General features: G+C 59.2%; 7 protein-coding genes and 4 pseudogenes. 9 read left to right on the plus strand and 2 right to left on the minus strand.

The genetic code is table 11. From position 1 onward, the window contains the following. The first annotated feature begins 1 nt into the window (after position 1). From NKJ32_RS22500 to NKJ32_RS22525, 6 genes and pseudogenes are all read left to right on the plus strand, one after another. Entirely contained in the window at positions 2 to 952 is a 951-nt protein-coding gene (locus NKJ32_RS22500; RefSeq protein WP_352579678.1) for a carbohydrate ABC transporter permease, read from the plus strand. 2 nt (positions 953 to 954) lie between these two features. Further along, positions 955 to 1,788 carry a carbohydrate ABC transporter permease gene (locus NKJ32_RS22505; protein ID WP_352579683.1) on the plus strand — a complete coding sequence of 278 codons (834 nt, stop codon included), beginning with the start codon at positions 955 to 957 and terminating at the stop codon, positions 1,786 to 1,788. A 40-nt stretch (positions 1,789 to 1,828) separates the two neighbouring features. Continuing rightward, entirely contained in the window at positions 1,829 to 3,085 is a 1,257-nt protein-coding gene (locus NKJ32_RS22510; RefSeq protein WP_352642660.1) for an ABC transporter substrate-binding protein, read from the plus strand. Between the two features lie 60 nt (positions 3,086 to 3,145). Continuing rightward, positions 3,146 to 3,955, plus strand: coding sequence for a phosphodiesterase (locus NKJ32_RS22515; RefSeq protein WP_352642662.1), 810 nt, complete (start codon positions 3,146 to 3,148; stop codon positions 3,953 to 3,955). Then, positions 3,952 to 4,662, plus strand: coding sequence for an HAD-IA family hydrolase (locus NKJ32_RS22520; protein ID WP_352642664.1), 711 nt, complete (start codon positions 3,952 to 3,954; stop codon positions 4,660 to 4,662). Before NKJ32_RS22515 ends, NKJ32_RS22520 begins: the two co-directional genes overlap by 4 nt. A gap of 626 nt (positions 4,663 to 5,288) precedes the next feature. Further along, positions 5,289 to 5,987 (plus strand): annotated as a pseudogene (locus NKJ32_RS22525) (IS630 family transposase); the annotation flags it as partial. A gap of 255 nt (positions 5,988 to 6,242) precedes the next feature. On the opposite strand, the gene NKJ32_RS22530 reads toward NKJ32_RS22525, so the two are convergent. Further along, positions 6,243 to 7,268, minus strand: a complete 1,026-nt coding sequence (locus NKJ32_RS22530) for an IS110 family RNA-guided transposase (protein WP_352642666.1) — start codon at positions 7,266 to 7,268, stop codon at positions 6,243 to 6,245. Between the two features lie 193 nt (positions 7,269 to 7,461). Between NKJ32_RS22530 and NKJ32_RS22535 the strand changes: the two are divergent. Together NKJ32_RS22535 and NKJ32_RS22540 are read left to right on the plus strand one after the other, a co-directional pair. Beyond that, positions 7,462 to 8,486: pseudogene (locus tag NKJ32_RS22535) on the plus strand (IS110 family RNA-guided transposase). Positions 8,487 to 8,731: 245 nt separating this feature from the next. After that, positions 8,732 to 8,997: pseudogene (locus tag NKJ32_RS22540) on the plus strand (transposase); the annotation flags it as partial. Positions 8,998 to 9,395: 398 nt separating this feature from the next. Here the strand turns inward: NKJ32_RS22540 and NKJ32_RS22545 are convergent. After that, complete coding sequence (locus tag NKJ32_RS22545; RefSeq protein WP_352529071.1) at positions 9,396 to 10,253, minus strand: sulfotransferase domain-containing protein; 858 nt, start codon at positions 10,251 to 10,253, stop codon at positions 9,396 to 9,398. Between the two features lie 521 nt (positions 10,254 to 10,774). Between NKJ32_RS22545 and NKJ32_RS22550 the strand changes: the two are divergent. Beyond that, positions 10,775 to 10,956, plus strand: a pseudogene (locus tag NKJ32_RS22550) (IS110 family RNA-guided transposase); the annotation flags it as partial.

Consider the following 10,956-nt stretch of genomic DNA (forward strand, 5'->3'; position numbering starts at 1 on the left):
TATGGCCGTGGTCGACGACAATCCGATCGGTCGCTTGGCTCAGAACATTTCAGGCGGCTACCGCCCTGCTCGCGCCCAGGCACAAGCCGGAATGATCCTGGCCACACCCGCGACGCTGCTGCTTGCCGCTCTTGTCATCGGGCCCACCGTTCTAGTTTTCTTTCTGTCTTTTACAGATGCTTCGCTTGGTTTGGCCGGTGTCCGGTTCATCGGGCTTGCGAACTATACGCGCATGCTGACGGACCCAGGCTTTGCTCAGAGCCTGCGCAACACCGCGCTCTATGTGGTTGTGGTCGTGCCGACATCAATCGGGTGGGGCCTGCTGGTTGCTCTCTTGATCGCGCGGTCACGATTTGCCATCGTCTATCGCACCGCCTACTTCCTACCGGTGGCCGCGACCCTGGTCGCTCTCGCAACCGCGTGGGAAGCGATCCTGCATCCAAGTCTCGGCTTCGCCAACTCATTGCTGCAGCTTTTGGGCGCATCGCCGGTCAGCTTCCTGTCCGATCCCTCGACGGCCATGTATGCGCTCTCGGCGATCGGCGTCTGGCAGCTGGTCGGCTTCAACATGATACTTTTCGTGGCCGGTCTTTCAACCATTCCGGAGGAGCTCTACGAAGCCGCGGCGATCGACGGAGCGGACACGGGGCTGAAGCGCTTCCTGCTGGTGACTTGGCCGATGCTGGCGCCGGTGACGCTGTTCGTCACCGTAATGACAATCATCCGCGCCTTTTCTGTCTTCGAAACGGTTGCAGTCCTCACACAGGGCGGCCCGATGAAGTCCACCTCCGTCATTCTCTACACATTCTATGAAGAGGGCTTCCGCTTTTTCCGGGTGGGGTATGCGTCAGCGATCTCCGTGTCTTTCTTCGTCTTCGTGACTTTCCTGTCGCTCGTCCAGATGCACGTCTCCGAGCGCCGGGCGCGCTGGAAAGCAAGTGGAGGTCGATGATGATGATCCTGGCGCAATCTTCCGCATCCCGCATTGCCTTGCATGCCGTGCTTGTGACCGGCGCGATCATAATGGTCTTCCCTTTTGTGTGGATGATCCTTGCCTCTATGACTCCACAGAGCGAGATTTTCGACGGCAGCCTGCTGCCAACCCCGACCCTTAACGGCGCGATTGACAATTACAGCACCGCGCTTTCGGCAATTCCGCTTCTTCGGTTCATGGGAAATGGCTTTGTCGTGTGCCTGACAATTCTTGTGTTGCAGGTCGCGATCGCCATCCCGTGTGGCTATGCGATGGCCAAGCTATCCTTCCCCGGCCGCCCAATTCTGCTTGCGGCCGTCCTTCTCGGTCTTCTGGTGCCGGTGCAGATACCAACGATCCCGATCTACATAGCGCTGGCGAAATCCGGGCTGCTCGACAGCTATGCCGCGCTGGTTCTGCCCTGGATCATTTCGGTATTTGCCATCTTCCTGTTCCGGCAGTTCTTCGTGACTTTTCCCGACGAGGTGCTCGACGCGGCGCGGCTGGACGGTTTCAGCGAGCTCTCGATCGCCCGGCGGATCATGCTGCCTGCAGCATGGCCGGCCGTCGCTTCCTTCTCGATCTTCTCTGTCGTGGCCCATTGGAACGATCTCTATTGGCCACTGGTGGTGATCACCACTCCCGACATGATGACGCCTTCCCTTGGAATTGCCTATTTCCGGCAGGCGGGCGAAGGCGCCGGAAATGTCGGTGCGCTTATGGCCGGGGGCGTTCTCGTGACCGCGCCCTTAGTCGCTCTTTTCCTTCTCATGCAGAAACACTTCATCCGGGGCCTGGTGCTTGGCCGACACTAGCTCCGTTTCCAAACCTCATCTCGAACCTCAGGAGAGCAATGTGAAAACCCTTGCAATGATCCTCGCCGCCGGCATCACTGCCGCGCTGGCAGCCATGCCGGCGCAAGCCGACACAAAACTCGATGTCTATTACGCCTGGCCCGAACACGAAGTAATCCATAAGCCGATTGCCGATCGCTTCATGAAGGACCACCCGGACATCAAGATCAACTTCCGCGTCGCCGCGCCGAGTTATGATGAGGCTGTCCAAACGTTGATCCGCCAGAGCATGGCGGGCGAGTTGCCGGACGTCCACTACGTCGGCTTCAATGTGTTGCGTCCGCTCGTGGCGCGTGGGCTCGTGAAGCCCATCGACGATCTCGCTGCCGCGGATCACCTAGCCGAGAAAGGCTACACGGATCAGGTCCTTTCTCTCGCAACAATCGACGGCCATCTCTACGGTCTTCCGTTCGCCATGTCGACGCCGGTTGTTTACTACAATGCCGATCTCGTGAAGAAGGCGGGTGGCGATCCTGACAAGATCCCAGGCGACTGGGATAGCTTCGTCGAACTTGCCGGCAAAATTGGAGCGCTCGGCAATGGAACGTCCGGCATGTATTACCAACTTGGCTCGGACGACTGGACCACGCAGAACCTGGTGCGCAGCTTCGGCGGACGGATGATGAACGACAAGCAAAGCGACATCGCTTTTGACGGTCCTGCCGGCCAGGCCGCAGTCAAGCTGTTCAAGAGATTCCATACCGCTGGTGCTCAGCCGACGATCGACTCGCGCGCTGCCCAGCAGCTCTTCACTTCCGGCAAACTTGGTTTCTTATTCGCCTCTGCCGGCAGTGTGAGTGGCTTTGAAGCTGATGTTGGAGACCGGTTCAAGCTCCGCACCGCCAAGCAGCCGCTAGGCGTTGAAGATGCGACGATGCCGACGGGCGGCATGGTCGCAGTAATCCTCACCGACGATCCCGCCAAGCGCGCCGCCGCCTGGGAGTACGTCAAGTTCGCGACTGGTCCTGAAGGCCAGAGCATTGTCGTACCTAATACCGGATATATGCCGACGAACACGCTTGCCCTCGACAAGGATCATCTCGGCGCGTTCTACGACAAGCATCCGAATTGGTACACCAGCGTGCTCCAGACGCCCCGCGCCCGCCCGTGGTTCTCTTGGCCCGGTGACAACGGTGTTCAGATCGGCGAGGTCCTACGCGACGAAATGACGGCCATCGCGCTTGGATCCAAGGAACCGGAGGCCGCCCTCGCAGACATGGCGTCCCAGGTTCGCGCACTCCTGCCGAAAACCAACTGATCGTCTCGTCCGGGACGCTGCACGCCGTGCGGCGTCTCTCCCTTTTTCGCGGATTTACCAATGAAACTGATCCACTTGACTGATCTCCACCTTGTGCCGGCCGGCGCTATGCTCTTTGGCTTCGATCCGGCCGAGCGAATGCGCAAGACCATCGAGCGCATCAACCGCGATCACGCCGATGCCGAGCTTTGCGTGCTGACCGGCGACCTCACCGACGAGGGAGACTTCGCTTCCTACGAACTGTTACGCGAATTGCTTCAGGAGATGCGCGTGCCCATCCGGCTTCTGCTCGGCAACCACGACAGTCGTCAAAACTTCTTACGCGCTTTCCCCGGCGAGCCGCGCGATAGGAACGGTTTTGTCCAGTCAGTCCATGAAACCTCGGTCGGGCGCCTCATCTTCCTCGACACCCTGGTGGAGGGTCTTGGGCATGGCGCGCTGAACGAGGGACGACTGGAATGGCTGTTAGAGCGGCTCACCGAGAGGCCGCAGGCGCCGGCGTACCTCTTCGCCCATCATCCGCTACAGCCGATCGGCCTGCCGCACTTTGAGCCTTGGAATACGGAGAACTGGCGCCAGACTATGCGGGCGATGGTGGGGGCCGGCAATGTGCGGCACGTCTTCCATGGTCATGTGCACGTCGATGTCAGCGGCACCTGGAGCGGCATTCCGTTCAGCGCAAGCCGTGGGGTTGCACATCAGATCATACCACACTTAGCGCGCAGGGATGCGGATTTTGTCGAGGACGCCCCGGCTTTCGACGTCGCACTGATCGACGATGATAGCGTCCTTGTCCACCGTTTCGAAGTCAACGACCGACATGTGGTTGAGGTCTCCGTTGCGGGCCCGGTTCCGAAGGACGTGCAATGAAACAACAGAACCCTTATGAACTGGTCATCTTCGATTGCGACGGCGTTCTGATCGACAGCGAGACGCTGGCAAGTCGCATTGATGCCGAGGAACTTACCCGCATCGGCTATCCCACGTCGTATTCTGATGTGGTTCTGCGCTTTACCGGCCTGTCCTCAGCCACCATGCGGAAGATGATCGAAGAAGACTGGGGCCGCCCTCTCCCCAGCGACTTCGACACCATCGTGCAATCCCGGATCAAGGAAAGCTACCGGACGGAACTGCAAGCCATCAGTGGTATTGACCGGCTCCTGCATCAGTTGTCGTTACCTCGCTGCGTCGCCTCAAGCAGCGGCCCCGACAAGCTGCGACTGGGGCTTGAACTGACGGAGCTTTGGCCGCACTTCCATCCGTACGTGTTCAGCTCCGCCATGGTAAAGGCGGGCAAGCCTGCACCGGACCTGTTCCTGTTCGCTGCGGCTCAAATGGACACTGAGCCGGCGCGCTGCGTCGTGGTGGAGGACAGCATTGCCGGCGTCGGAGCCGGTGTGGCCGCTGGGATGACGGTGATCGGTTTCACGGCGGGCGGCCACTGTTTCGAGGACCACGGTCAACGATTGCTCTCAGCCGGCGCTGCTGTCGTCGCGCGATCAGCTGAAGAACTTGGCGTATTGCTGATGACGAGCGAGGTTCAGCCGCGTTCAAAGATCGCAGAAGGGACCCGGTAGTAGCATGTGCTGCAACGCCTTCGTGGCTAGGGAACACACTCGGCCTCCACGAACGTCCACCTTTCGACGCTCATTGCACCCCGGAACGGCTAATAAGCGCGACAGGATGAGGCTGGACCATATCTATTATTCCCGAGCAATGTTTTTGACGCGCCATGTGAGCATCGCGGCAACGCAGATCTGAAGGTTAGCGTAGGGGAGGGGAGGAAATATCCAGATCCCCGTTCGCCACCGCCGGACAAGCCTGGTAAGTAAGAATGAGCGAGGCGGCCACGAGCGGCACATCCCAAACGAGCAGCCAGCGGTCTCGAATGCGGGCATACCGGTGTAGTGCGTCGCCGCGATGCCGCCTACCAGGAGCGCACCACCCATGTGGACGCGTGGCGAGATGTCGATCGTGAGACTCCAGGGATCGCGACCAGCAACGACATGAACTCGAAGCGATCTTATAGCCGCTCCCTAACGTGGGCCAGGAGGCCGACATTAGCAAATGCCTCGCCCAAATGCCAAAGCCGGTGGCGACCACTGCGACTAGAGCGAAATGAATTGAGGCTGAATCGGCGGGAGATTCCCTTAGACGCGCAAATCTGATTCAACCTTCTTGCTGGGCAAGGAGGTCAGCATGGATGGGCAAACCTTACTCGATGGATCTTCGCGAACGGGTTGTTGAATCGGTTGAGCAGGAGGGGCTGTCACGACGGCAAGCCTCGGCGCGCTATGGGGTTGGTATCAGCACCGTGGTCAGATGGGTGAGCCGGTTCGCGAGACGAACAGTCTTGCGCCGGGCAAAATGGGTGGGCACAGGCCGAAGAAGATTGCTGGCCCGCATCGGGACTGGCTGCTGGTGCGCTGCCGAGCCGCCGATTTTACGCTGCGTGGACTGGTGGCCGAATTTGGCGAGCGCGGCTTGAAGGTCGATTACCGCTCGGTGTGGGAGTTCGTCCACGCCGACAAGCTCAGTCACAAAAAAAGACGCTGATCGCGGCTGAGCAAGATCGCCCGGATGTAGCGCGCCGGCGGGCACAGTGGGCAAAGTATCAGGACCGTATCGATCCTTCCCGCCTGGTGTTCATCGACGAGACATGGACCAAGACCCATATGGCACCGCTCAGGGGATGGGCGCTGCGCGGCGAGAGAATCAAGCCAAGGTGCCGCACGGCCATTGGAAGACCATGACCTTCCTGGCGGCGCTGCGCCACGACCGTGTCGATGCACCATGGCTCATCGACGGACCGATCAACGGCGAGCGTGTCCAGCTCTATGTCGATAAGGTTCTCGTCCCCACCCTCAAGCCCGGCGACATCGTCATCATGGACATGTGTGGACGCCCCCGTCAGCGCAAGAAGAATCTTATATGAAGAATGAGGAGCGTGGTCGGGTGCTGACATGTGTCCGGCCTCTGATGCGGCGTTCCACATGCCGCGGGCCCGTATGGGAGTTCGCGGAGCGGGTCCAATTCAATCTCGCGTGCTCAAGGCACGTATCCATGATCTGGTTTTCCCGATCCCGTCTCGTTGACCGTTGCGCCATACTCTCCGTTTGACCTTCTCACACTTTCGAGGCCTTCCGGCCGAGCGGAACTAACCCGCCACCGCCGGAGCCCGATAGGTTCCGCCTTTCGCCATCAATGCCCAGACGATGCGTGCCGTCTTGTTGGCAAGCGCGACGATCACCAACATGGGCGGCTTACGGTCCAGCATGCGCATGAGCCATGGGTCCGCAGATTTCCCCTTCCGCATCGCCCAGCGCACGGCAGCGCTGGCCCCTATAATGAGCAGGCGGCGCAGAGTTCGTTCGCCCATGCGGGACGTCTCGCCAAGCTTCTGCTTCCCGCCCGTGGAACGCTGCAACGGAGTGAGCCCCAGCCAGGCCGCAAAATCACGCCCCCTTTTGAAGGTCTGAGCCGACGGAGCCAGAGCGGCGAGAGCAGTCGCGGTGATCGATCCTATCCCCGGGATAGTCATCAGTCGTTTCGATTCCGCGTCCTCCCTGGCGCGCCGGGCGATCTCGCGGTCGAGCACAGCCACCCTCTCATCCAGCGAGCGCAACTGTTCCACGAACAGACACAGGATCGGACGGGCGGCCTCTGGGATGGCGGAGCCATGATCCTCGATCGCCGTTACAAGCTTGGCCACATGGAAAAGGCCCTGCGCGGCCACCAGCCCGAATTCGGCAAGATGGCCACGTATCGCATTGATGGTCTGGGTCCGCTGGCGCACCAGAAGATCGCGAGCGCGAAACACCATCGCCGCAGCCTGTTGTTCCTCACTCTTGGCTGCCACAAAACGCATCGTCGGCCGTTGCGCAGCTTCGCAGATCGCCTCCGCATCGGCGGCATCGTTCTTCTGCCTCTTCACGAAAGGCTTGACGTAGCCCGGAGCGATCAGCCGGACGTTATGTCCCAGCTTCGTGATCTCCCGCGCCCAGTAATGGCTGCTGCCGCAGGCCTCCATGGCAACCGTGCAAGCCGGCTGCGCATCAAAGAATTTAAGCATCTGATCGCGGCGAAGCTTCTTTCTAAACAGGATAGCTCCCGATGCATCTGCACCATGCACCTGGAACACGTTCTTCGCTAGATCCAACCCGATCATGCTAACTTCCGACATGGACGCCTCCGTTCAAGTGATGATCAACGACACCACTTTGGCACAGCGATGCCGTCAGGGGGCGTCCACATGGGGTAATCGCGGGAGCGACGCGCCCTGAACCGATCATAGCCTTGGAGGGTGGCTGTTCCCCGATAAGATGAAATACGGGCTCACGACTGGACGCCGGGCCCAGCATCAACGGAGAACAGCCATGGAAGAACATATCGATCTCGACGTGTCGATGAAAGAGACGGCAGTGTCGATCCGCCGTGAAGGCGAACGGATCTGGCGCGGGAAGTGCGCATCTGATCCCAGGATCATTGCCGAGCTTGTCCGCAAGCGGGCGCCGGCCGCAAAGCGCGTCGTGTTCGAAACCGGCCCGCTGTCAGTTTGGTTCTATCATGCGCTGCGCGCCGAGGGATTGCCAGCCATCTGCATCGATGCGCGCCATGCCAAAGCCGCTCTCGATATGGCGGCGAACAAGACGGATGCGAATGACGCCGATGGTTTGGCGCGTCTTGCTGAAGCAGGATTCTTTCGCGAGGTGCGCGTGAAAGGCTTCGACAGTATGTTGACCCGCACGCTCGTGGCAGCACGCACTCGGCTGGTCCGGATCACCGTCGAGCTTTCCAACCAGATCCGAGGGATCATGAAAACGTTCGGCTTGCTCGTTCCCGCCGGTAAGGGAACTACATTCGAAAAGAATGTCCGGAGCCTTCTTATCGATCAGAGCGAGCTTGCTCCTGTCGTCCTACCGATGTTGGAAGCCTGGCGCAGCATTCGCATCCGTGCCGCCGAGCTTGGGCGCCAGCTTGTCGCAGATGCACGTCAAAGCCAAGCATGCCGCATACTCATGTCGATCCCCGGCATCGGCGCCATTACCGCAACCTCTTTCGCCACTGCCATTGAAGATCCGGGCAACTTCAAGAAGTCCCGCTCTGTTGCCGCTTGGATCGGCCTGACAACTCGCCGCTACCAATCGGGAGAAGTCGATTATGACGGCCATATATCCCGACGCGGCGATCGACATTTGCGGGGACTTCTCTATGAGGCTGCGGCGGTCATCCTGACACGCAGCTCGATCGACAGCAGCCTGCGCACGTGGGGCCTCAAGCTCCGGGAGAGGGTTGCTTCAAACGAGCTGCCGTGGCTGTGGCGCGCAAACTGGCGGTGATAATGCATTCGATGCTCAAGACCGGTGAGTTCTTTGATCGAAATGCAGGCGCCACAGCATGAAATCTTGCGAATAGCGTTCAGGATCTGAGCGCCTGAGACGTCCCTGCCGGGACGTGAGCCGAGCCATTCCGCTGATGGGGTTGCACCGCTGTCTCAGCAAAGTGCGTCGTCCACATTGAAGGCTCGTCCGCGGAGCTCCATCATGCGGCGACTGATGTCGACCGCGAAGACAACCATGCACCCGGCAGCGTCGTCTCGACGCAATTACATGCTTGACGTCCCAGCGGCGATTAGACAACCCCATCAATCTCGGTTCGCACAAGAGCAAGGCAGTGCGCCGCGCCATCCGCTCGGCCGGCGCCAGTTGTTCTTTCTGCCGAAATACTCGCCCGACCTCAACCCCATCGAGAAGCTCGTCGCCAAGCTTAAGCATTGGCTGCGCAAAGCTGCCAAGCGAACGGTCGAGGCCGTCTGCGATGCCATTGGACATATCCCCGGCACCGTCACTTCAACCGAATGCAGAACTTACTTCAGGCCGGCTATGCGCCAACCTAAATTCATCCCGCTCTAGCCAAAACCGTCGCACTGCGGTCGGCGTCTGACGCCGATGAACGCCTTTCAATTAATCCTGTTGGAGTGATGCGACGCCTCAACATTCTTAAGCCAGCCAGGGTCCAAAGCCTTTCGTGCGTGTCCTTGTGTTGCTCGCGCCGACCGGCGGCACTGAGCTATCAAGCCAGGCTTCCATGCCCGCCGCCCATCCGGGTCCACGCCGCAGAGAGTATGCGCAGTCGCGTCGTTTAGTCGAGGCTCGTAAAGGGTGAGCGGCGCGATCGAGCCGCAGCGTAGGTGCGCGGTGATCGTTCCGGCAATCGTCGATAAAGATCATCAATTAGCCGGGCCAGCAGCAACAGACCACCATGGTTCTCCCAAGGAAAGGGGTTTCCATTTTCGTCGGCCATTTCCAGATCAAAATCCGAATCGCTCGTTGAGTCTTGACCCACCGAGCGCGGTAAACCGCGCCTCAATCTCCGGACTCCAGCAAGCCTCCCACGAAGTTCGCCTGCCGGAGAAGGTAAAGGTCTGCTCTCCAATTAGTTGGTTCAAGATCAGCTCCGGCTTCTGCGGTGACTGGATCTCGCAAAACTCAGCAATTTTGCGAATGGTCTCGAGCTGAACTTCGTGCCCTTGGTCACCTATGATCTGCTCATAGGTCAATCCAAGAACATCCTCCTCATCTGCCCACGGCACCAACGGGTGACAGCGTTCGTTGAAAATGAAAGGCGCAATCTCATCAAAGTACTTCAGCATTTTCTCGGGCCCGTTCGGCTCATGGCGCCACTTGATCTCAGCCCTCCCAGGCGGGCACCAGTCGCTGTTCCCGACATATCGCATCTGCGACACAATTGCCGCACGCATTTCACGCGAAAGGAAGATGACTTTGAAATCCGCCAAACAATGGCGAATGCCCATGTCGCACGGCAGATGCCCATAGCCAAACTGACCGGGCTGAATAAAGCGAGATGATATCTCGATCGGTATCCACAGGATGTTTTCAGAATGAGTGAACCGAGCTCTCTCGACATCCACAAAGCGGAAGTCTCCCAGATATTCTTTATTAAAGAACACATCGGACTGTTCAAGCCCGAGCATGGTTAGCAGACGGGCATATAGGTGGGTGCCCGCCTTCGGAATGGAACAAATCATAACCCGCGCGCTTGTGGCGCCGCCCGTCGGCTTAATTGACCAAGCTTCATTTGAGCAGGGGTAAAGCGGAAAATTTTGACCCGCGATAACGCGCAGCTCTTCTGGAAGCGGGTGGACCATTGCGTATCTTCTCACTTTTGCAAGGTGTTAAGCAATCAAGGTAGCAAATGCGGACTGTGGATACATTCGGAGACTGCCAGCTTGGCCCCAGGCAGTCGCGCCCTGTTGTCGCCGCCCATGAGTGACGGAATTATTGAGAGCGTCGGCCATGTGCGACGATTCTGGCCAGCTCGCTGCGCTGGTATTCCGATAGCTGAGAGCGAAGGAGATCGGCACCCCGTTGGCTCGCCGCGCTTGGCGATCGTCGCTGAGAGACAATCATACGTCATGTCAAAACTCAGAGTCGCCCGAAGACGCCTACGAAAGCTGCCGATGAGCTAATTACCGACGACACTTCCGCGTTCACTAGGGATCTAGCCGGCTTTTCATTGTCCTGCCTCTGTCTTGGATCGGACCGTGAACTTCTTTCCAGGAGAAAGCAAGCAATCGGTGAATCTTGCCCGCCGAGTAGATGCTATGGGGGGAGCGGCGAGGGTGTCGCATCCTTCGCTGTTTCAACCACCATCAGAAGGAGGCGTCCCATGTCGCAATCTTTTGATACGAGCCGCTCCCTTACCGCTCTTGAACAGGATAACACGATCATCGCCGTCATCGAAATGAGCAAGGCGAAGTGGCTCGTCGCCGCGCTTATTCCAGGTCTCAAGCGCCAGCCTCTCAAGAAGATCGATGCCGTCGCGCCAGCACTGTTGAAGCTACTGCAGCG

This window comes from Mesorhizobium sp. M0159 (assembly GCF_040322295.1).
Classification (GTDB): Bacteria; Pseudomonadota; Alphaproteobacteria; order Rhizobiales; family Rhizobiaceae; genus Mesorhizobium.

Excerpts from the sequence above, each read along its gene's own strand:
- NKJ32_RS22545 (WP_352529071.1), bottom strand. The coding sequence starts at position 10,253 with ATGGTCCACCCGCTTCCAGAAGAGCTGCGCGTTATCGCGGGTCAAAAT.
- NKJ32_RS22520 (WP_352642664.1), top strand. The coding sequence starts at position 3,952 with ATGAAACAACAGAACCCTTATGAACTGGTCATCTTCGATTGCGACGGC.
- NKJ32_RS22515 (WP_352642662.1), top strand. The coding sequence starts at position 3,146 with ATGAAACTGATCCACTTGACTGATCTCCACCTTGTGCCGGCCGGCGCT.
- NKJ32_RS22530 (WP_352642666.1), bottom strand. The coding sequence starts at position 7,268 with ATGTCGGAAGTTAGCATGATCGGGTTGGATCTAGCGAAGAACGTGTTC.
- NKJ32_RS22500 (WP_352579678.1), top strand. The coding sequence starts at position 2 with ATGGCCGTGGTCGACGACAATCCGATCGGTCGCTTGGCTCAGAACATT.
- NKJ32_RS22505 (WP_352579683.1), top strand. The coding sequence starts at position 955 with ATGATCCTGGCGCAATCTTCCGCATCCCGCATTGCCTTGCATGCCGTG.